This is a genomic window from Saccharopolyspora sp. NFXS83 (assembly GCF_026241095.1).
Lineage (GTDB): Bacteria > Actinomycetota > Actinomycetes > Mycobacteriales > Pseudonocardiaceae > Saccharopolyspora_C.
The window spans coordinates 32,950-52,378 of sequence record NZ_JAPFGB010000033.1 but is presented as its reverse complement, the minus strand read 5'-3'; the positions used below and the strand labels follow the sequence as shown (position 1 = coordinate 52,378).

21 protein-coding genes are annotated in these 19,429 nt (G+C 70.1%); 7 read left to right on the top strand and 14 right to left on the bottom strand.

Annotated elements, in window-relative coordinates; genetic code table 11:
• The first annotated feature begins 407 nt into the window (after nucleotides 1-407).
• Together OOZ19_RS26395 and OOZ19_RS26390 are read left to right on the top strand one after the other, a co-directional pair.
• The gene (locus OOZ19_RS26395) at nucleotides 408-1,811 is read left to right on the top strand and encodes a mycothione reductase (RefSeq protein WP_266092874.1); all 1,404 of its coding nucleotides are present in this window, start codon (nucleotides 408-410) and stop codon (nucleotides 1,809-1,811) included.
• 2 nt (nucleotides 1,812-1,813) lie between these two features.
• Complete coding sequence (locus OOZ19_RS26390; RefSeq protein ID WP_266092859.1) at nucleotides 1,814-2,317, top strand: metallophosphoesterase family protein; 504 nt, start codon at nucleotides 1,814-1,816, stop codon at nucleotides 2,315-2,317.
• Between the two features lie 20 nt (nucleotides 2,318-2,337).
• Here OOZ19_RS26390 and OOZ19_RS26385 read toward each other — a convergent pair whose 3' ends face one another.
• Both OOZ19_RS26385 and OOZ19_RS26380 read right to left on the bottom strand, forming a co-directional pair.
• Nucleotides 2,338-2,514, bottom strand: coding sequence for a DUF397 domain-containing protein (locus tag OOZ19_RS26385; RefSeq protein WP_266092858.1), 177 nt, complete (start codon nucleotides 2,512-2,514; stop codon nucleotides 2,338-2,340).
• Nucleotides 2,514-3,377, bottom strand: coding sequence for a helix-turn-helix domain-containing protein (locus tag OOZ19_RS26380; protein WP_266092857.1), 864 nt, complete (start codon nucleotides 3,375-3,377; stop codon nucleotides 2,514-2,516). Before OOZ19_RS26380 ends, OOZ19_RS26385 begins: the two co-directional genes overlap by 1 nt.
• Before the next feature lie 154 nt (nucleotides 3,378-3,531).
• On the opposite strand from OOZ19_RS26380, the gene OOZ19_RS26375 reads away from it, so the two are divergent.
• From OOZ19_RS26375 to OOZ19_RS26365, 3 genes are all read left to right on the top strand, one after another.
• Nucleotides 3,532-3,750 carry a hypothetical protein gene (locus tag OOZ19_RS26375; protein ID WP_266092856.1) on the top strand — a complete coding sequence of 73 codons (219 nt, stop codon included), beginning with the start codon at nucleotides 3,532-3,534 and terminating at the stop codon, nucleotides 3,748-3,750.
• Nucleotides 3,751-3,835: 85 nt separating this feature from the next.
• On the top strand, nucleotides 3,836-4,183 hold the full coding sequence (gene cmtR / locus OOZ19_RS26370) for a Cd(II)/Pb(II)-sensing metalloregulatory transcriptional regulator CmtR (protein WP_266092855.1): 348 nt from the start codon (nucleotides 3,836-3,838) through the stop codon (nucleotides 4,181-4,183).
• Between the two features lie 70 nt (nucleotides 4,184-4,253).
• Nucleotides 4,254-4,829, top strand: coding sequence for a cation efflux transmembrane domain-containing protein (locus OOZ19_RS26365; RefSeq protein ID WP_266092873.1), 576 nt, complete (start codon nucleotides 4,254-4,256; stop codon nucleotides 4,827-4,829).
• A gap of 239 nt (nucleotides 4,830-5,068) precedes the next feature.
• Here the strand turns inward: OOZ19_RS26365 and OOZ19_RS26360 are convergent, their stop codons facing one another.
• The gene (locus OOZ19_RS26360; protein WP_266092854.1) at nucleotides 5,069-5,851 is read right to left on the bottom strand and encodes an MBL fold metallo-hydrolase; all 783 of its coding nucleotides are present in this window, start codon (nucleotides 5,849-5,851) and stop codon (nucleotides 5,069-5,071) included.
• A 96-nt stretch (nucleotides 5,852-5,947) separates the two neighbouring features.
• Here OOZ19_RS26360 and OOZ19_RS26355 point away from each other — a divergent pair, with 96 nt between their 5' ends.
• Nucleotides 5,948-6,562, top strand: a complete 615-nt coding sequence (locus OOZ19_RS26355) for a TetR/AcrR family transcriptional regulator (RefSeq protein WP_266092853.1) — start codon at nucleotides 5,948-5,950, stop codon at nucleotides 6,560-6,562.
• Between the two features lie 241 nt (nucleotides 6,563-6,803).
• On the opposite strand, the gene OOZ19_RS26350 is transcribed toward OOZ19_RS26355, so the two are convergent.
• A complete protein-coding gene (locus OOZ19_RS26350) occupies nucleotides 6,804-8,096 on the bottom strand; it encodes a CynX/NimT family MFS transporter (RefSeq protein ID WP_266092852.1) in 1,293 nt (430 codons plus the stop codon).
• Nucleotides 8,097-8,199: 103 nt separating this feature from the next.
• Here OOZ19_RS26350 and OOZ19_RS26345 point away from each other — a divergent pair, with 103 nt between their 5' ends.
• Nucleotides 8,200-8,898, top strand: coding sequence for a FadR/GntR family transcriptional regulator (locus OOZ19_RS26345; RefSeq protein ID WP_266092851.1), 699 nt, complete (start codon nucleotides 8,200-8,202; stop codon nucleotides 8,896-8,898).
• Here the strand turns inward: OOZ19_RS26345 and OOZ19_RS26340 are convergent.
• From OOZ19_RS26340 to dxr, 10 genes are all read right to left on the bottom strand, one after another.
• Nucleotides 8,865-9,137: a type II toxin-antitoxin system Phd/YefM family antitoxin gene (locus OOZ19_RS26340; protein ID WP_266092850.1), complete on the bottom strand. Its 273-nt coding sequence runs from the start codon at nucleotides 9,135-9,137 to the stop codon at nucleotides 8,865-8,867. The two genes, OOZ19_RS26345 and OOZ19_RS26340, sit on opposite strands and share 34 nt — an antisense overlap.
• Nucleotides 9,138-9,156: 19 nt before the next feature.
• Nucleotides 9,157-10,689: a cobyric acid synthase gene (locus tag OOZ19_RS26335; RefSeq protein WP_266092849.1), complete on the bottom strand. Its 1,533-nt coding sequence runs from the start codon at nucleotides 10,687-10,689 to the stop codon at nucleotides 9,157-9,159.
• The gene (gene map / locus OOZ19_RS26330; RefSeq protein ID WP_266092848.1) at nucleotides 10,686-11,543 is read right to left on the bottom strand and encodes a type I methionyl aminopeptidase; all 858 of its coding nucleotides are present in this window, start codon (nucleotides 11,541-11,543) and stop codon (nucleotides 10,686-10,688) included. Before map ends, OOZ19_RS26335 begins: the two co-directional genes overlap by 4 nt.
• A 131-nt stretch (nucleotides 11,544-11,674) precedes the next feature.
• Nucleotides 11,675-12,067 carry a type II toxin-antitoxin system VapC family toxin gene (locus tag OOZ19_RS26325; protein WP_266092847.1) on the bottom strand — a complete coding sequence of 131 codons (393 nt, stop codon included), beginning with the start codon at nucleotides 12,065-12,067 and terminating at the stop codon, nucleotides 11,675-11,677.
• Nucleotides 12,064-12,369, bottom strand: coding sequence for a type II toxin-antitoxin system Phd/YefM family antitoxin (locus tag OOZ19_RS26320; RefSeq protein WP_266092846.1), 306 nt, complete (start codon nucleotides 12,367-12,369; stop codon nucleotides 12,064-12,066). Before OOZ19_RS26320 ends, OOZ19_RS26325 begins: the two co-directional genes overlap by 4 nt.
• A 24-nt stretch (nucleotides 12,370-12,393) precedes the next feature.
• Nucleotides 12,394-14,130, bottom strand: a complete 1,737-nt coding sequence (locus OOZ19_RS26315; protein WP_266092872.1) for a penicillin-binding transpeptidase domain-containing protein — start codon at nucleotides 14,128-14,130, stop codon at nucleotides 12,394-12,396.
• Between the two features lie 221 nt (nucleotides 14,131-14,351).
• Complete coding sequence (locus tag OOZ19_RS26310) at nucleotides 14,352-15,188, bottom strand: GNAT family N-acetyltransferase (RefSeq protein ID WP_266092845.1); 837 nt, start codon at nucleotides 15,186-15,188, stop codon at nucleotides 14,352-14,354.
• A 175-nt stretch (nucleotides 15,189-15,363) separates the two neighbouring features.
• On the bottom strand, nucleotides 15,364-16,521 hold the full coding sequence (gene ispG, locus OOZ19_RS26305) for a flavodoxin-dependent (E)-4-hydroxy-3-methylbut-2-enyl-diphosphate synthase (protein ID WP_266092844.1): 1,158 nt from the start codon (nucleotides 16,519-16,521) through the stop codon (nucleotides 15,364-15,366).
• Nucleotides 16,522-16,824: 303 nt separating this feature from the next.
• Nucleotides 16,825-18,108 (bottom strand): M50 family metallopeptidase, encoded by a 1,284-nt coding sequence (locus tag OOZ19_RS26300; protein ID WP_266092843.1) that lies wholly within the window; start codon nucleotides 18,106-18,108, stop codon nucleotides 16,825-16,827.
• Nucleotides 18,108-19,415 carry a 1-deoxy-D-xylulose-5-phosphate reductoisomerase gene (gene dxr, locus OOZ19_RS26295; protein WP_184481675.1) on the bottom strand — a complete coding sequence of 436 codons (1,308 nt, stop codon included), beginning with the start codon at nucleotides 19,413-19,415 and terminating at the stop codon, nucleotides 18,108-18,110. Before dxr ends, OOZ19_RS26300 begins: the two co-directional genes overlap by 1 nt.
• Nucleotides 19,416-19,429 lie beyond the last annotated feature (14 nt).

Genomic DNA, 19,429 nt, shown 5'->3' with positions numbered 1-19,429 from the left:
GCGGCCCGCGCGGTCGCGGGCTCGGCCGGAGCGCGAAGGGGAAGCGGGGATGACCACCCCCTGGAGGGCCATCCCCGCCCGTGCCTCCCCGTTGATCGCCGCACGGCCGCACCCGTTCCGGCATTAGCGCACAGCGATGCGAGGTCCAAGTTAGTGATCTTGGTCGAGGCCGGTCGACATCCCTGAGGAGTAGATCCAGGGTAAACCTACGTGGTAGTAGGTAAGCGGGACCGGCCCGTTCCGGATCCTCGCGGCGGCGCTCCTCCAGCGGTGCCCGCACGGACTCGACCACCGGACGGGTGATCAGCGACGCCCTCCGGGAATCAGCAGGCCGCCCGCGGGGTTGTACCGCGAGGTGCGCCTTCGGCGCCGCGCACCGCGGTACCCACGACGAGCACAGGATGGACATGCCCCACTTCGACCTGGTCATCATCGGCAGCGGTTCCGGCAACTCGATCCTCGACGAGCGGTTCGACGACTGGAACGTCGCGATCGTGGAGAAGGGCGTCGGCAGCACCGGGAACTACGGCGGTACCTGCCTGAACGTGGGCTGCATCCCGACGAAGATGTTCGTGCACACCGCCGACACCGCCGCGAGCCCCGGCGTGGGCACCAAGCTGGGCGTCGACCTGGAGCTGCGGGACGTGCGCTGGCGCGACATCCGGGACCGCATCTTCGGGCGCATCGACGCCATCTCCGACGGGGGCCGCCGCTACCGCGCCGAGGGCAGCGCGAACGTCACCCTGTTCCAGGGCGAGGCCCGGTTCACCGGGGTGAAGGAACTGACCGTGGCGACCGGGTCCGGTCCGGAGACGATCACCGCGGACCGGTTCGTCGTCGCCGCGGGCGGTCGCCCGGCCACACCGGACGTCCCCGGCATCGACGAGGTCGACTTCCACACCAGCGACAGCGTGATGCGCTTGGACGAACTGCCCGACCGCATGATCATCCTCGGCAGCGGGTTCATCGGCGCCGAGTTCGCGCACGTGTTCTCCGCCCTGGGCGTCGAGGTGACGGTGGTGGCCCGTTCCGGGGCGCTGCTGCGCGCCGAGGACGAAGACATCTCGCAGCGCTTCACCGAACTCGCCCAGGCCCGCTGGGACGTGCGCCTCAACCGCAAGCAGACCGCCGTCGAACGCGACGGCGACGTCGTGCGGCTGCACCTGGAAGGCCCCGACGGCGCCGAAACCGTCGAGGCGGAGCAGCTGCTCGTCGCGGTCGGCCGCGAACCGAACACGGACCTGATCGACGCGGCGGCCGGCGGCCTCAAGGTCCGCGAGGACGGCAAGATCGAGGTCGACGCCGAGCAGCGCACCTCCGTCGACGGCGTGTGGGCGCTGGGCGACATCAGCTCCGACCACGAGCTCAAGCACGTCGCCAACCACGAGCAGCGCGTCGTGCAGCACAACCTGCTGCACCCCGACGAGCTCATCGACTCCGACCACACCTACGTGCCGCACGCGGTGTTCTCGTCCCCGCAGATCGCCGCGGTCGGGCTCACCGAGCAGCAGGCGCGGGAGCAGGGCGTCGACTACGTCACGAAGATCCAGAACTACGGCGACATCGCCTACGGCTGGGCGATGGAGGACACCACCGGTTTCCTGAAGCTGCTCGCCGACCCCGCCGACGGAACCATCCTCGGCGCGCACATCATCGGCCCGCAGGCGCCGACGCTGATCCAGCCGCTGATCCAGGCCATGCAGTTCGGCCTGGACGCCCGCACGATGGCCCGCGGCCAGTACTGGATCCACCCGGCGATGCCGGAACTGCTCGAAAACGCCCTGCTCGGCCTGGAACTGCACCCGGAGTGAGCGTGCGCCTGCTGCTGCTCGCCGACACGCACCTGCCCAAGCGCGCCAAGGCGCTGCCCGAGCAGGTGTGGCGGGAGGTCGTGCAAGCGGATGTCGTGTTCCACGCCGGAGATTGGGTGGAGCCGCCGCTGCTGGACGAACTGGAGTCCCGCAGCGCGCGGCTCATCGGCGTGTGGGGCAACAACGACGGCGAGGAACTTCGGCGCCGGTTGCCGGAGATCGCGCGGGTGGAGCTCGACGGCGTCCGCTTCGCGATGATCCACGAAACCGGCGCCGCCCAAGGCCGCGAACGCCGCTGCGACGAGGACTTCCCCGACACCGACGTCCTCGTCTTCGGCCACAGCCACATCCCGTGGGACACGGTCACGCCGAACGGCCTGCGCCTGCTCAACCCCGGCTCCCCCACCGACCGCAGACGCCAACCGCACTGCACCTACCAAACGGCGGAAGTCTCCGACGGGACGCTGACGAACGTCGAACTCCACCGCCTGCCACCACGGAGCTGAGCAGCGGACCCACCGCTAGATCAACGTAGCGCCACCAGGAACGCAGCCCACTCGCTGTGTCCTACCGATAACTCGCCGCCCTGCCGGTTTTTTGAATCCCGCACCGAGACCGCGCGCTCGGTCAGCCGGACTTCGACGCAGGCGTTGGACGAGGTCGAACTGCGGCTGCTCTTGAACCACCCGGTGTCGTAGCGCATCACTTCAGATCCTTCAGCTTCTCGATGAGCAAGTCACGAGCCGGTTCCGGATCAAGGGCAAGCTGTCGAACGCACTCCCATGCCCGGAACATGGGCGCAGTTTCCACCTCTTGATCGTGGTAAGTACAGGGACCGTGGGAAGTGGCGCAAGCGATGCGAGGCGCGTTCCCGGCGAAGTCCAACGTGATGAGACCACCTCCGAGGAGGAACTTGGAGGTGGTCGCCCGACTCAGAACCCGAACGGTCACCGACGGACGTTCACCCAGCTGGAGCAGGTGGAGGAGCTGGCCGCGCATGATCGCCGTGCTCCCGACCGTTTCTTCCAGCGCCGATTCGGTCAGCACGAAGTCGATCTGCTTCGGTTCCTCTGCCTCTAACACCCGCCGCTGCTGCTGAAGCCGGAACTCGATCCGACGCTCGATCTCCGCTTCGGAGGGCTCCCACCAGATTCCGTCCCCTACGCGCATCAACGCGACCACGTAGTCCTGCGACTGTGCGAGACCCGGAACGATTCCGGTGTCGTAAAAGCCGATCGCGGCGGCATCTGCTTGCAGGTCGGCCAGCCGCTCGAACGACTTGGGCAGCTGATCGGTGTATCCCTTCCCGCGCTGTCGTTTCCGAGCCACCGCGCCCAACGCGAGCACGGTTTCCCGATCCGCGTCGGACACCGCGTAGCGGTCGAGCAGCAACCCGAGCTCCTCGATGCTCAGCGAGGCCTTCGCCGATTCGAGATGGCTGATGCGGGTGTAGTGCCGGTTGATCGCGCGAGCCGCCTCTTGCTGCGACAGTCCTGCTTCACGCCGGAGTCGGCGGAGCGTGAGCCCCAGCTGACGGCGCTCGACGGTTTGGCGGCCTGTGGGCACGAAATCTCCTCCGGCTGAACCGATGGCTACCTGATCAGGGGACCGACAGTGAACCACAACCTGTGGTCTATTTCTCCCACAAGCCTAACTATGCGGCTTAAATGAAGATCTTTCGTGAACTGTACCGAGACACCGCAGATCAGGAGGAGACCGGATGCGCGAGCAGCGAGCGGTCGAGAACGACACCTACGTGTGCCTGTCCGAGCAGGTCAGGATCACCTTCGAGACCGAACCGGACCGGTCCGTCCAGCTGGACTTCCGAGGCAGCGGCGACGGCCTGACCCTGAACTTCACCGAAAAGGCTTTCGCCGAACTCACCAGCGCAGTCGGCCGAGCCAACGCGGAGCTCCTCGGCTCCCCGGCGCCGAACTGAGTGAACGGACCGTTCGTCCAATCCGCTTGGACGAACGGTCCGTTCACCCCGCCAACTGGTCAGCGCAGGCTGTACTGTTCAGCGTGTGCTGACATGTGAGGCGAAGAAAGCGGCGCTGGCCCGCGTGGGAAAAGCCCTGGCCGACCCCACTAGATGCCGGTTGCTGGTGGCGCTGCTGGACGGGCCCGGTTATCCCGGGAAGCTGGCGGCCGATCTCGGGTTGTCCAGGTCGAACGTGTCCAACCACCTGAGTTGCCTGCGCGGGTGCGGCCTCGTCGTAGCGACCTTCGAAGGTCGGCAGACCCGGTACGAACTCGCCGACCCGCACTTGTCGGCGGCACTGGGAGAACTGGTGCAGGTCGTGCTGGCGGTGCAGCAGTCGCAGCCGTGCTTGAACGACGCGCCCCTCTCGGAGGTGGCAGGTGAGCGCTGAGGCGGACCGCGATCAAGCCTGCCGCGGGAGCTGCTCGGCTCCGGAGCCGACCGAGGCTCGACGGGCTGCCCTGCGACGGCGGGTGCGGTGGCTGGTCGCAGCGACGATCACCTACAACGTCATCGAAGCCGTCATCGCGTTGACGGCGGGCAAGGTGGCGTCGTCGGTGGCGCTGATCGGATTCGGGCTCGACTCCGCGATCGAGGTCACCTCGGCCGCCGCGGTCGCCTGGCAGTTCAGCGCCCGCGATCCGGAAGCTCGGGAACGCGTCACGTTGCGGATCATCGCCGTATCGTTCTTCGCGCTGGCGGCCTACGTCTCGGTGGAGTCGGTGCGGAGCCTGCTCGATGGCGCCGAGGCGGATCATTCGACGGTGGGCCTGGTGCTGGCCGCGTTGAGCCTCGCGGTGATGCCCGGCCTGTCCTACGCGCAGCGCCGGGCGGGGCGCGAACTCGGGTCGGCCTCAGCGGTGGCCGACTCGAAGCAGACGCTGCTGTGCACCTACCTGTCCGGAGTGCTGCTGGCCGGCTTGCTGCTCAACACGCTCTTCAGCTGGTACTGGGCGGACCCGCTGGCCGCCCTCGTGATCGCCGCCGTCGCCGCCAAGGAAGGCCGCGAGGCCTGGCGAGGCCACCACTGCTGCTGAACCACCCCAAGACCCGCCAAGCCAACGGCCCGTTCCCCCAACCCCATTGGACAAACGGCCCGCTCACCCACAACCCGAACCGAGTCAACGGACTGTTCGCCCAACCCCGTTGGACAAACGGTCCGTTCACCCGACCTGCAACCGAGTGAACGGACTGTTCGACCAAGGGGATTGGACGATCGGGCCGTTCACCCCGACAGCGCCGCAGGGCGAACGGACCGTTCGCCCAACGGGGAAGCTCACGCGGCGAGTTCGCCCGTGAAGTCCCGCCACTCCCCCACGTCCAGGACGTGCGCGATTCCTCCCGCGTGGATCCGGAATTCGGCCACCGGGCCGTCGACTTCCACGTAACCCGGCGGCTTGATCAGGTGCTCGTCGTCGTGGTGGATCGGCACCGCCGCGCGGGCGCCGAGGATCCGCGCCGCGACCGCCGCCTGCTCCGGCCCCATCGCCGCCGGGAACGGGCTCGGCGGCTGCAGAGCGGGAGCGTCGACCACCGCCCCGTTGATCGGCAGGAACACCGCGTCGAACGGCCCGCAGCGCGCGGCGATGGACCACCAGGCACCGTGGAACAAGGTGTCCCCGGCGTGCAGGATCCGGCTGCCATCCGCCTCCACGACCCAGCTCACCTGCGGTGATCCCAAACCGTCTACGGCGGGCACGGCGGTGATCCGGAACGGGCCGACCTCCCGCCGCTCCCACTCGGCGACGACCTCGGTGGCCAGGCCGCTCGCGCTCAGCTCCCGCTCGACCCCCTCGGTGAGCACGTCCGCGAAGGGCGCGGGACGGAACACCGGCGCGCCGGGGCGCAGCGCCCGCGCCAGAGCCGGAACGCCCGTGTGATCGACGTGCAGGTGCGTCACCAGCGCGGCGTCGACCGCTCCGGCGGAGGGAGCAGGCAGCTCCGCCTGCGGATCGCGGAGACCGAACAGCTCGTTGGGGTGCTGGACCAGGTCCACCACCACGGTCGCTCCCTCGGCTTCGATCTCCAGCCCTGCCCAGGCCAAACGCCGGATGCGCATAGCGCGTCCTCCTCGGTTCTCCGGTTGACCGGGCAAAATTTAGCGTCCGATCGTTCGCCAAGTCAATAGCGCACGGTCGGACGCTAAACTGCGGCCATGTCACCTCGACGCTCCGCGGCGGAAGCCCGCGCCACCCGAGCGAGGATCATCCACCGCGCCACCGAGATCGCCTCCGCGGAAGGACTCGAAGGCGTCACCATCGGCCGCCTGGCGGGCGAGCTGGAGATGAGCAAATCCGGCGTGCTCGGGCACTTCGGCACCAAGGAAGCGCTGCAGGCCTCGACGCTGGACGACGCCTTCGCGGACTTCTGGCGGCGCGTCGTCGAGGCCGCCGAGCAGCACCGGCAGGGCATGCCGCGGCTGCGCGCGCTCTGCGAGAACTCGGTGAGCTTCCTGGCCACCCTGGAACTGCCCGGCGGCTGCCTGCTCACCGCGGCGTCGAGCGAGTTCGACGGCCGCCCCGGCCTGGTGCGCGACGCCGTCGCCGAACGGTGGTCGTGGTGGCGCGGCCGGCTGCGCGACGAGCTCTCCGCGGCGGCGACCAACGGCGAACTGCCCGCGCACGTCGACGTCGACCAGGCCGTGTTCGAGATCATCGCGGTCGGCCTGGCCCTGAACCAAGCCTTGCAACTCGACCACGATCCCCAGGCAGTCGACCGCGCGCACCGCGCGATCCACCGCATCCTCGAAACGGCTCCCCAGCAGCCATGATCACCCGCCGCCCAGCGGCCCGTCCGACATGAGTGAACGGACCCTTCGCCCAACGGGATTGGACGAACGGTCCGCTCACTCCACTCTCACCGAGCCCCTGCCGGGATGAACGGCCCGTTCACCCAACGCGGTCGGACGAGCGGTCCGTTCACTCCGGCTGCGGCGCACTCCCCGAGTGAAGTGAACGGCCCGTTCGCCCAACGGGATTGGACGAACGGGCCGTTCACTCGGCGAGCTCCGCTCAGATCACGCGGGGGCGTCCGGCGAGCATGCCGACGATCGTCTGCGCGACGACGATGACCAGCGCCGCGATCAGCGACACCGACCAGGTCGCCGTCACGTCGTGCAGCATCCCGAACAGGAACGGCCCCGACGCGGCGATCAGGTAGCCGATGCTCTGCGCCATCGCCGAGAGCTGCCCGGTGTCAGCAGCGTTGCGGGTGCGCAGCGAGATCATCACCAGCGCCAGCGGGAACGCGCTCATGCCGATGCCCATCAGCACCGCCCACAGCATCGGCGCAGCCAGCGGCGCGAGCAGCAGCCCCAGCAAGCCGGCGAACATGAGCGTGCCCATCAGCAACGCCCAACCGGACTGGCCTCGGGTCCGCGTCACCAGCGGCGGCAACACCATGTTGATCGGCACGCCGATCAACAGCAGCACGCCCAGCAGGGCTCCGGCCGAGGTGGCGTCCATGCCCGCGCCCTTGAACACCTCCGGCAGCCAGCCCATCACCACGTAGGCGATGGTCGACTGCATCGCGAAGTAGAACGTGATCAGCCAGGCCAACGGGTTGCGCATCAGCGATCGCCGCTCACCCTTGACCTCGGTGACGGCCTTGGTGGTGGGCCGCTTGCGGGTGCCGGGAATCCAGACGCACAACGCGGCCAGCGCGACGACCGTCCACGTCGCCAGCGACCACCGCCAGTTCCCGGTCGCCGAGTTCAGCCACGGCGTGATCGCCGAACCGGTGGCGCCACCGGCGGCCATCGCCGTCGTGTAGAGGCCGGTGGCCAGGCCGACGCGGCCGGGGAAGGACTCCTTCACCACCACCGGGATCAGCACGTTGCACATGGCGATCGCCGCGCACACCAGCACCGTGCCCGCCAGCAGCGCCCACGGGCCCCCGAGAACGCGGGCGATCATCGCGGCGGTGAGCAGCGCGAGCGAGCCGCCGACGACGCGGTTCATCCCCCACCGGCGGGCCAGCAGCGGCGCACCGATGCCCGCGACGCCGAAGCACAGGGTCGGCACCGAGGTCACGATGCTGGCCCAGGTGCTGGTCGCACCGAGCGAATCGCGCACCTCGCCGAGGATCGAGGCGAGGCTGGTGACGGCGGGGCGCATGTTCGCGGCGGCCAGCGCGACGCCCGCCAGCAGCAGTCCGCCGCCTGCCAACGCGCGCGAGCGGGACGGCGCCATCGTCTCCGCGGCGCCTTCGTTCACGAGGACTTCGGCTCTGGCCAGCGCGGAGGATTCGTCGGCCCGGGTGCCGGACGCGGCCGAAGCCGCTGACCTGGCATCCTGGTCGGTCACACGGTCGGTGGGAACTCGATCGATCGGGGGCTGGGTGTGCGACTCAGGAGACATCGCCACCTAGTATGGCAAACATAGGATGTTTGGATGAAAGGACCCTTCAGTGCCTTTGGTCACCACCCAGCGCACGGGTCTGGTCGAACAGGTCATCGCGCAGATGCGCGCGCTGGTGAGCTCCGGCGAATGGCCGTTGGGGGAACGCATCCCCACCGAATCGGAACTCGTCACCGCACTCGGCGTCGGCCGCAACACGGTGCGGGAAGCCGTCCGAGCACTCGCGCACGCGGGCTTGCTGGAGGTCCGCCAGGGCGACGGCACCTTCGTCCGCGCCACCAACGAGCTCTCCGGCGCGGTCCGGCGGCTCTGCGGCTCCGAGCTGCGCCGCATCCTGGAGGTGCGCCGCGCGCTGGAGGTCGAGTCCGCCCGGCTGGCCGCCGCGGCGCGCACCGATGAGGACGTCGCCGAGCTGGAGACGCTGCTCGCCGCCCGCGACGACGCGGTGGACCGCCTCGACCGCGAAGTGGTCGTCCACGAGGACACCCGGTTCCACCTGCGCCTGGTGGCCGCCTCCCACAACCCGCTGCTGATCGGGCTCTACGAAGGCATCAGCGAGGCCGTGCAGTCCAGCGTCGCCACGACCTTCGACCCCGCGTCGGTCACCCAGGTCTCGCACACCGAGCTGCTCAACGCCGTGCGCTCCGGCGACGCCGACCGCGCCGCGGCCGAGGCAGGCGGGTTCCTGGACGAGCTGCTCGACGCGATCGACGTTCAGCCGGAGAAGCCGACCTCACCCGCCGAGTAGTCGGTCCCGAAGTCGAAGGTGCCCGAATCCGCCGCGGCGTCCCCGGCGATCGGGGCGAGCCAAGCGCCGGTGAGCACCCCTGAGGTCACGACCTCCCGCGACCTGCCGGCACCGGCCCGCTGCAACGCCACCGAGGGTGCGCCGAAGCGGGTGATGACGATCTCCTCACCGGACTCCACGCGGTCCAGCAGCTCCGGCAGCCGCGCCTGCGCTTCTTCCACCGAGATCTCAGTCGCCATGCCGGAGATGTTACGCGCGTCACTTCCCCGCGTGCATCGCCGCAGGTCCGACGAGCGGCAGACCGCGCGGCGCCCCGCCGTCGAGCAGCCGCAGCAGCGCGTCGGTGTCCAGGTGCCGTTCGACGAGGTCGCCGAGCAGGTCCAGCTGCCCCTCCCGTAACGCCGCGAACGACACGTCCGGGGAGGCCGCGAAACCGTCCCGTCCCGCTTGGCGGGCGACGTGCGCGAGGAATCGACGGCGGAACGCGTCGTTCTCGAACAGGCCGTGCCAATGCGTGCCGGACGTGGCACCGCTGACCGCGCCCTCCGCGCCGAACTCGGTCGTGATCAGCGGAACCAGGTCGTCGCCGGGCCGCACCGGAGTGCCGTGGTGGATCTCGTAGCCGGTGACCGCCTCGCCGAACGCGGTGCCGCTCGGGGTGCGCAGCGTCTTCTTCGGCTCGAACTCGATCTCCAGGTCGAGCAACCCGAGGCCGTCGACGACACCGCCGCCGGATTCGACCTCGTCGGTGATCCGCCGGGACAGCATCTGGAAGCCGCCGCAGATCCCGAACACCGGCAGCCCCGCCCGCGCGTGCGCGAGCACCCCGTCCGCGAGCCCCGTCCGGTGCAGCCACGCCAAGTCCTCGACGGTCGCCTTGGAACCGGGCAGCACCACCAGGTCCGCGTCCGTCAGCCGGGACGGTTCGGTCACGAACCGCACTGCCACGCCCGGTTCCGCCGCCAGCGCCTCGATGTCGGTGGCGTTGGAGATGCGCGGCAGCTTCGGCACCGCGACCCGGAGCCACTGGTCCCCCAGCGGCGGGGCCGGATTTCCCACCACCCCGTCGGCCACGTAGGACAACGAGTCCTCGGCGTCGAGCCACAGCTCCTCCGACCAGGGCAGCACGCCCTGCACGGGTCGGCCGGTCAGCGCCCGCACCTGCTCCAGACCGGGCTCCAGCAACGCCGGATCACCGCGGAACTTGTTGATCACGAATCCGGACACCAGCGCCTGATCGGCCGCGTCCAGCAGCGCCAAGGTGCCGTAGAGCGCGGCGAACACGCCACCCCGATCGATGTCGCCGACCACCAGCACCGGCAGCCGCGCGGCCTGCGCGAGGCCCATGTTCGCGATGTCGGTGGCCCGCAGGTTGATCTCGGCGGGCGACCCCGCACCCTCGCAGATCACCTGGTCGTAGTCGCCCCGCAGTCCTTCCAAAGTGGACGACACGGTCTCCAGCAGCGCCGCTTTGCGCTCCCGGTAGGACAACGCGGTGACCTCACCGGCCACTTCGCCCAGCACCACGACCTGCGAGCTGCGGTCCCCGCCGGGCTTGAGCAGCACCGGGTTGAACCGCACCGACGGCTCCAGTCCGCACGCCGCCGCCTGCACGGCCTGCGCCCGGCCGATCTCACCGCCGTCCGGGCACACCACGGAGTTGTTCGACATGTTCTGCGCCTTGAACGGCGCCACCCGCACGCCCGAACGCGCCAGCCAGCGGCAGATCCCGGCGACCAGGACGCTCTTGCCCGCGTCCGAGGTCGTCCCGGCGACCAGCAGACCGCTCACGGCTGGGTGAGGATCTCGTTGCCGTCCTCGGTGATCAGGATGGTGTGCTCGAACTGCGCGGTCCACGACTTGTCCCGCGTGGTCACCGTCCAGCCGTCGCTCCACATGTCGTACTCGTGGGTGCCCAAGGTGATCATCGGCTCGATGGTGAACGTCATGCCCGGTTCCAGCACGGTCTGCACCGACGGCTCGTCGTAGTGCAGCACCACCAGCCCGGAGTGGAACGAGCGGCCGATGCCGTGCCCGGTGAAGTCCCGCACCACGCCGTAGCCGAAGCGCTTCGCGTACGACTCGATGACCCGCCCGACCACGTTGAGCTGGCGGCCGGGCTTCGCCGCCTTGATGCCGCGCATCGTCGCCTCGTGGGTGCGCTCCACCAGCAGCCGCACCTCCTCGGACGCCTCACCGGCGATGAAGGTGGCGTTGGTGTCGCCGTGCACGCCACCGATGAAACCGGTGACGTCGACGTTGACGATGTCGCCGTCCTCGACCACCGTCGAGTCCGGGATGCCGTGGCAGATGACCTCGTTCAGCGAGGTGCAGCAGGACTTCGGGAAGCCCCGGTAACCCAGCGTCGACGGGTACACGCCGTTGTCCACGAAGAACTGGTGCACGACCTCGTCGACGCGGTCGGTGGTGACACCGGGCTCGATGGTCTTGCCCGCCAGCTGCAGCGCCTGCGCCGCGAGCCTGCTCGCCACCCGCATCGCCTCGATGACCTCGGGCGGCTGCACGTCCGGGTCGGTGTTGCGGCGCGGAGCGGGCTTGTCGACGTATTCGGGCCGCTCGATCGTCACCGGCACCGGCCGGCGGGGCGTCTGGACTCCTGGCTGCAACGGTGCGCGTACGGGCATGCCCTTCACTCTAGAACGTGGGATCCGGACCCGACCGCTCCCCGTCCCGCCACGCCCGCGCCGCGGGAGCGAGCCACCCGCACAGGCGACGGGCGGCACGTTCTGGCTGGTCAGCACACCGGGCGGCTCGATCAGGCACCGGGCGAGGCCGTGGCGAGCCCTTCCTCCTCCGCCGCGGCCAGCAGCGCCTTGTCGTAGGAGACGTAGGCGTGCAACCCCTCGCGGATCTTGCACGCGGACGCGAGGTGGATCGCCTCCAGCGGGCTCACCCGGGAACGCAGCCCCGCCGCGGTGTCCAGCACGTCCTGCTTCACCGGCAACCGGTCCAGCTTCGACAGGATGATCGAGGCCAGGTCCTCGATCGCCGGGCCGAACTCGCGGAACGTGCGCAGCACGTCGACCTGCGAGACGGCGCTGGTGATGCGGGGCTGCTCCAGCCGGGCCTGCACCCATTCGCTGAGCGCTTTGCTCTCCGGTTCTGGGGCGATCAGCTTCACCAGCGCGGAGGAATCGAAGTAGATCAAAGCCGCTCCTGTTCACGTCGGTCGTCGCCCGGCGGCGTCGTGCGCGGCCCCGGTTCGTCCGGGAACCGCGCGTCGAACTCGCCGGCCTCCGGGTCACCCGGTTCCGGGAGGTCGCCGCCGTCACCGGGGATCAGTTCCCCGGCGGCGATCAATTCGTCGTAGAGCGAATGCGCGCGCGTTGGCGGGTTGAGGACCGCGACGGTCCGGCCGCGGTCCGTCACCAAGATCGACTCGCCGGTCGCCACCCGCTTGAGGTAGCGGCTGGCGTTCTGCCGCAGCTCCCTGACCCCGATCCGCTCCATGAGCTACAACGTAGCACTTTGACTTCAGGGCGTGTTCGACAAGAAGCTCTGCGCGACCTGCACGGCCGGCTTCGACTCGCCCGCGTCCTCCAGCAGCACCGCGAAGGCCAGGTCACCGCGGTAACCGACGAACCAGCCGTGGGAATGGGTGCCGTCCCCGAACTGCGCGGTGCCCGTCTTGCCCGCGACCTCGCCCGCGCCCGCGACCCCGGTGGCCGTCCCGGACAGCACGACCTCCCGCATCATCGGACGCAGCTGCTCCAGCGTCTTCGGCGACAGCGGAGCCACCTGCGCGTCGGCCTTCGTCTCCGCACCCTCGATCAGCTTCGGCGTGGGCATCGACCCGTTCGCCACCGTCGCCGAGGCCAGCGCCATCCCGAACGGACTGGCCAGCACGGTGCCCTGGCCGAACCCGTTCGCCGCCCGCCCCGTCGTGTTCTCACCGGGCGGAGCCTGGCCGGTGATCGTCGTGATGCCCGGCACCTCGAAGTCGACGCCGATGCCGAGCTGCTGGGCCATGTCGGTCAACGACTGCGCGGGCAGGTCCACCGCGAGCTGCGCGAACGTCGTGTTGCAGGACTTCGCGAACGCGGTGCGCAGCGGCACGACGCCCAGGTCGAAGTCCTTGTCGTTGGGAATCGTGCGGCCGTCGAACACCTTGCTCTTCGGGCATTCCACCGGCGCGTCGATGCTGACCTTGTCCGCTTCCAGCCCCGCCGCCGCAGTCGCGATCTTGAAGGTGGAGCCGGGCGGGAACTGGCCGCTCAGCGCGGGCGAACCCTGCGCGTCGGCCGGGTCGTTCTGAGCCACCGCCAGCACACCGCCCGTGGAAGGCTGCAGCGCGACGATCATCGCCGCCTGCGGCACCGGCGCCACCGCCTGCTCCGCGGCCCGCTGCACGCGGTCGCTGAGCGTGGTGCGCACCTGGTCCACCGGCCGCGACGGCGCCTCCTGCAGGACCTCGACGGGCGCGCCGTGCGCGTCGGCGGTCGCGACGCTCCACCCGGAGTTCGCCGCGATCTGCTCGTCGACCTGCTCGGACACCCCGTTCAGCACCTGCGCGGCGTACCCGCGCTCGGCCGTCACCAGCTTCGGCTGCGCCGGGAAGCGCACGCCCGGCAGGTCGTAGATCGCCGGGCGCACCCGGTCGTAGTCGGCCTGCCGCAGCGAGACCACCACGTAGGGCTGGCCGGGCGGCGTGCGCCCGACGCCGTCCAAGATCGTCTGCTGGGTGATCTCCGGGTCGACCGGTTCGAGGCCGTCCGCGAGGCGCCCCGCGACGCCCGGCAGGTCTCCGGCCTGCTGCGGGTCGAGGCTGACCGTGACGATCTGCTCCGACTTCATCAGCTCGGCACCGTCGCGGTCCAGCACCGGCTGGGGTTCCGGCCGCTGCTCGTTGAGCACCAGCCGCTGGTCCGGGCCCAGCTTCGGGTGCAGCACCGACGGCGCCCAGTGCACCTTCCAGCCGTCGTCGGACTCGGTGAGCTCGAACGCGCCTTGGTACCGCCAGGCGCGGCCGTCGCCGAGGTCCCAATCCGCGTCGAACGTGGCGCGGGCCGGGGCGCCGCCCTCGTCCTCGACGACGTTGGTCACGGTGAACCGCACCGCCTGCGGCGACAGGCCGCCGCGGGCGGCGTCGAGCGTCTGCCGGGCCTGCTCGGGGGCGTCGGTCCGGCCCGCGGCGCCCGCGGTGTCACCCGCGGCGAACGTGTTCAGGAACGACGAGGCGATCTCCTGGGCGGACGGGCCGGACTGGAACATGCCGCAGCCCGAGACGGGGAGGGTCAGCGCCAGCCCGGTTAACGCGGCGAGGACCCGCGAACGCGAGCCCCGCTGGGGGAAGATCCGTGAGGAACGCACCCGCGAAGTATGCCGAAGTCGACCGAGGCTTCCGAGCGCCCACCCGGTTGGTCCTGTGCCCGGGGCTTTCGGAGGTTCGTCCGACTCGGCGGACGCGAGCGGGGCGGGGCGCAGCGCGGGCGTCAGAACAGGACGGTGCTGAACGTGCCGGTCTGCTGGAAGCCGACCTTGCCGTAGGCGACCCTGGCCGCGATGTTGAAGCCGTTCACGTACAGGCTCGCGGCCCGTCCGAGACCGCGGACCAGGTGGTCGGCGACGGCGGCCGTGCCCGCCGTGCCCAGTCCGGAGCTGCGCTTGTCCGGGTGCACCCAGACGCCTTGGATCTGCCCGACGGCCTGCGACATCGCGCCGATCTCCGCCTTGAACACGACCTCGCCGTGCTCGAAGCGGGCGAACGCCCGACCCGCCGCGATCAGCTCCGCCACCCGAGCGCGGTATCCGGCGGCGCCGCCGTCCCGGGACGGGTCGACGCCGACCTCCTCGGTGAACATGGCGACGGCCGCGGGCAGATAGCGGTCCAGCTCCTCCGGGCGGACCTGGCGGACCAGCGGGTCCGGGCGCACCGCGGGCTCACCGGACAGGACCATCAACGGCTGCTGCTCGCGCACCTCGCGCGCGGGCCCCCACTGGGCCGCGAGTTCGTCCCACAGCGCCAGCACCTGCTCGGCGGGACCGACCAGCGAGGAGCACACCCTGCGTCGGCGCAACACCCGATCGGCGAAGGCCCGCATCGCGTCCGGTCCCCCGGACAGCGGAATCAGGTTGACGCCGGAGAAGCACAGCCCGTCGAGCCTGCTGCCGTAACCCCACACCTCGCCGCCGAGCCTGCTCGGCCGAAGCCCGGCGGGTTCCACCCTGGACGCCACCATGCAGGCCGCGACCGGGTCCCTGGCCAGCGCCGCGCGGACCTGGACCGCGTCCCGATCCTCCAGCAGGCGGGCACCGACGAGCTTCAGCACGGGTAAAGACTGCCAGACCGAACGGCCCACGGGCTCCCCTGCCCGACGTACCCGGTGCACACCCACCGGGTATCACCCGAACGGCGTAGCGCCAGAGGTGGCACCACGATCAGCCACGACCGTCGCGCACGAGAACCGCCCGCCGGAACCGAGCCCCGGCGGGCGGGGTCGGTGATCAGCCGACGGTGACGACGGGGCTGCCGTCGCCCTGCTCCTCGGCGCCCTCCATGGACTCCGCGATGCGCATGGCCTCTTCGATCAAGGTCTCCACGATCTTGGCCTCCGGCACGGTCTTGATGACCTCGCCCTTGACGAAGATCTGCCCCTTGCCGTTGCCGGAGGCGACACCGAGGTCGGCCTCGCGGGCCTCACCCGGACCGTTCACCACGCAGCCCATGACGGCGACGCGCAGCGGCACCTCCATGCCCTCCAGACCGGCGGTGACCTCCTCGGCCAACGTGTAGACGTCGACCTGGGCACGACCGCAGGACGGGCAGGAGACGATCTCCAGCTTCCGGGGGCGCAGGTTCAGCGACTGCAGGATCTGGGTGCCGACCTTGATCTCCTCGACCGGCGGCGCCGACAGCGAGACGCGGATCGTGTCCCCGATGCCCTGGCGCAGCAGGGAGCCGAACGCCACCGCGGACTTGATCGTGCCCTGGAACGCCGGACCGGCCTCGGTCACGCCCAGGTGCAGCGGGTAGTCGCACTGCTCGGCGAGGATCTCGTAGGCCCGCACCATCACGACCGGGTCGTTGTGCTTGACCGAGATCTTGATGTCGTGGAAGTCGTGCTCGGCGAACAGGCCCGCCTCCCACAGCGCCGACTCGGCCAGCGCCTCCGGCACCGCCTTGCCGTACTTCTTCATCAGCCTCGGGTCCAGCGAACCGGCGTTGACGCCGATCCGGATCGGCGTGCCGTGGTCCTTCGCGGCCTGCGCGATCTCCTTGACCTGGTCGTCGAACTTGCGGATGTTGCCCGGGTTGACCCGGACCGCCGCGCAGCCCGCCTCGATGGCCGCGAACACGTACTTCGGCTGGAAGTGGATGTCGGCGATCACCGGGATCTTCGACTTCTGCGCGATCGCGGGCAGCGCCTCGGCGTCGTCGGCGCTAGGACAGGCCACGCGCACGATGTCGCAGCCCGAGGCGGTGAGCTCCGCGATCTGCTGCAGCGTGCCGTTGATGTCGGCGGTGTTGGTGGTGGTCATGCTCTGCACGGAGATCGGGTGGTCGCTGCCCACTCCGACCGCACCGACCTGCAACTGCCGGGTCTTGCGCCGTTCGCCCAGTGTCGGGGCGGGTGCTGCGGGCATCCCCAGATCGACGGTCATCGATTCCTCTCCACCTTTGCGCTGCGCGGATGCGCTGATGAGTTACGGCGGGGCGAGGTGATTCGTACCGCGCCCCGGCGGACGGGACGGCTCAGCGACGAGCGTGCCGACACTGCTCCGGGAAACCCCTCGGAGAGGTCTCCGAGTGTCCGGCGCGTGCCGTTCCCCGCCCCACGATACCGATAGCCACTCACCCGGCCGGGCAAGGTTCACCCCTGCCATGATCACTGAGCGTGATCTTCGGTGGGCAATCCCGAACCCCGGTCCCGGCGTTCACCGACATTTCACGCGCCGGCCGGACGGCTAGAGCAGCGTCACCGGGTTGACGACGTCCGCGACCAGCACCAGCAGCGAATACGCGATGAAGATCAACGTCACCCCGTACGCCAGCGGCATCAGCCGGGCCGTGTCGAACGGACCCGGATCCGGCCTGCGCACCAGCTTCGCGATGCCCCGGCGCAGCGACTCCCACAGCGCACCGGCGATGTGCCCGCCGTCCAGCGGCAGGATCGGCAGCATGTTCATCACGAACAGCGAGAGGTTCACCGCCGCCAGCAGGTTCAGCATGGTGATCAGCCGCGCACCCACGGAGACCTCGTCCATGGACAGCACCTCACCGCCGATGCGGCTGGCACCCACGATGCCCACCGGCGAATCGTCGGACCGCTCCTGACCGCCGATGGCCGAGATCAGGTCCGGCACCCGCTGCGGCAGCTCAACGATCTTCTGCGCGGTGAGGGTGACGAACCCGCCGATCGTGCTCGCCACTCCGGCGACGTCCTGGCGGACCAGGACCGAGCTGGGCGAGAGCCCGAGGAACCCGACAACCTCGGTCTTGTCCGGATCCTGCAACGAGGGACGCTTGTCCTGGATCAGGTCGGCGTGCAGGGTCACGCGCTGGTCACCGCGCTCCACCACGATCGGGACCGACCCGGACGAACCGCGGATGGCGAGCTGGAGCTCGCTCCACGAGGAGTACGGCTTGCCGTTGAACTCGACGATCTTGTCGCCGGGCCGGAAGTCGGCGGCGGCGGCGGGCGACTTCGGAGCGCCCGGCGGGCAGTTCGTGGTGTCCTTCGCGTCCGCGGAGACCACGCACTCGTTGACCAGCTGAACCGTGGTGGTCGGCTGCGGAGTGCCGTAGCCCATCAGGATCCCGGCGAAGATGAGCACCGCGAGGATCAGGTTCATGAACGGCCCCGCGGCCATCACGATGATCCGCTTCCACGGTTTGCGCTGGTAGAACTGCCGATGCGCGTCCTCGGGAGTGACCTCTTCGGCCGCCGCCTCCCGAGCGTCCTCGATCATCACGCGCCACGGCGCCGAGGAGGCGGTGCGCCCGTACTCCTCGTCCCGCTTCGGCGGGAACATGCCGATCATCCGGATGAAGCCGCCGAACGGGATCAGCTTCACGCCGTACTCGGTCTCGCTGGTCTTGCGCGACCACACGGTGCGGCCGAAGCCGACCATGTACTGGGTGACCTTGACCCCGAACATCTTCGCGGTGAGCAGGTGACCGAGTTCATGCCAGGCGATGGACAGCAGCAGCCCCACGAAGAACAGGACGATGCCGACGATGACCAGCATCACTGCCCCTTCCCGGCCGCCACGAGCTCGCGGGATTTCACTCGCGCCCACTCCTCTGCTGCGAAGACCTCATCGACGCTCTGCGGCTCACCGCGCCACTGGTCGGCCGCGGCGAGCGTTCGCTCCACAGTCTGCACGATGTCGGTGAAACCACTGTTGCCTTCGACGAAGGCGGCCAGCGCTTCCTCGTTCGCCGCGTTGAAGATCGCGGGCAGGCACCCGCCGGTGGAACCGGCGTGGCGGGCCAGCGACACCGCCGGGAACGCCTCGTCGTCGAGCGGTTCGAACGTCCACGAGGACGCCTCCGAGAACGACAGCGGCGGCGCGGCCTTCGCGATCCGGTGCGGCCAGTCCAGCCCCAGCGCGATCGGCAGCCGCATGTTCGGCGGGCTGGCCTGCGCCAACGTGGAGCCGTCCACGAACGTGACCATCGAGTGCACGATCGACTGCGGGTGCACCACGACGTCGATGCGGTCGTAGTCCACGTCGAACAGCAACCGCGCCTCGATCAGCTCCAGGCCCTTGTTCACCAGCGTGGCCGAGTTGATCGTGACGACCGTGCCCATCGCCCACGTCGGGTGCTTGAGCGCCTCCTGCAGCGTCACGCCCTCCAGCTCGTGGCGCTTGCGACCGCGGAACGGGCCACCGGAAGCGGTCAGCACCAGCCGGTCCACCTCGTCCGCCTTGCCGCCGGCCAGGCACTGCGCCAGCGCGGAGTGCTCGGAGTCCACCGGCACGATCTGTCCCGGCTTCGCCGCGCGCAGCACCAGCGAACCGCCCGCGACGAGCGATTCCTTGTTCGCCAGCGCCAGCGTCGCGCCCGACTCCAGCGCGGCCAGCGTCGGCTTGAGCCCGCGCGAGCCGTCGACGGCGTTGAGCACCACGTCAGCGGGCGTGCGCTGCACCAGCTCGGTCGTCGCCTCCGGGCCCGCCAGCAGCTTCGGCAGCCGGAAGTCCCCCGTGGAATAGCCGAGCCGCTGCGCCTCCGCGTACAGCGCGAGCTGCACGTCCTCGGCGGCGGTGCCCTTGGCCACGGCCACCGCCTCGACCCCGAACTCCAAGGCCTGCGCGGCCAGCGCGGCCGGGTCGCTGCCGCCGGCGGCGAGGCCGGCGACGCGGAACCGGCCGGGGTTGTTCCGGATGACGTCCAGCGCCTGGGTCCCGATCGAACCGGTCGAGCCGAGGATCAGCACGCTGCGCGGCGTCCCGCGTGCGGAGTCGTGCTCGGCGGCGGCACCTGCCGGGCCACCGGTTCCGGAGACGGGGGATTCGGGGCGCGCGCTCGAAGCGGGGGTCGCGGTGTCCATCGCCGCCATTGTCC